At 60.7% G+C, this 776-nt stretch carries 2 protein-coding genes; both read left to right on the top strand.

Annotation, left to right across the window (positions count from 1 at the left end):
• Positions 1–32: 32 nt before the first annotated feature.
• Positions 33–245 (top strand): hypothetical protein, encoded by a 213-nt coding sequence (locus AWU74_RS06745; protein WP_162504972.1) that lies wholly within the window; start codon positions 33–35, stop codon positions 243–245.
• An 80-nt stretch (positions 246–325) separates the two neighbouring features.
• A partial coding sequence (locus AWU74_RS06750) for a flavodoxin family protein (RefSeq protein ID WP_062328675.1) occupies positions 326–776 on the top strand: 451 nt, incomplete at its 3' end.

Genomic DNA, 776 nt, shown 5'->3' on the forward strand with positions numbered 1-776 from the left:
CCGTATATAATGGTTTCTAGTTGGAGGCGGCCATGAAAAGAATCGCAATCGTGCTTGCGGGGTGCCTGCTTTTTAACTCTTGCGTAACATTCGCCGGAACCGCGGCGGGCGCGGGAATCGGGCTGGCTACGGCAACGGAAGAAAAACCTCCCGTATCCAATAAGACCGCACGAGCCTTGATAGGCGGCGCTGTTGGAATGGCAGTAGGAGGGGTTATTGATGCATTCATCGCTAATGAGTTGTAATCGTGTGTTCCGCTAACGGCTTCTCTACAGGCGCTGCCTTCTGCCTGTCCGTGAGCGCAGGGCAGCGATAAGGGGGGAAGGTGAATATCGTCGGCTTTATCGGAAGCCCGCGGAAAGACGGCAACACCGCGTGGCTCGTGAACCAAATACTCGAAGGCGCGAGGGAGGCGGGCGCCGAAACCCGCGCGTGGCATTCGGGCGGGCTTGATATCAGACCGTGTCAGGGCTGCCTCGGCTGCAAGCAGGGCGAGTCGGGCTGCGTTATCAGCGACGACATGCAGGCGCTGTACGCCGCGCTCGAAGGCGCCGACGCGCTGGTGCTCGGCTCGCCGCTCTATATGGGGCAGATGAGCGCGCAGGCGAAGGCGTTCACCGACCGGCTGTTTGCGCAAATCAGCCCGCGCTTCTCCCCGCACTACACGGAGCGGGCGGCGAAAAAAGCGCTGGTGCTCGCGTTTACGCAGGGCAACCCCGACTCCGGCATGTTTCAGCCGTACTACGACTACACGAAGCGCGTGTTCCAGATGAAGG

This window comes from Treponema endosymbiont of Eucomonympha sp. (genome assembly GCF_001028545.1).

What these genes read in the sequence shown, in the direction of transcription:
- AWU74_RS06745 (WP_162504972.1), top strand. Translation starts at nt 33, where the DNA reads ATGAAAAGAATCGCAATCGTGCTTGCGGGGTGCCTGCTTTTTAACTCT.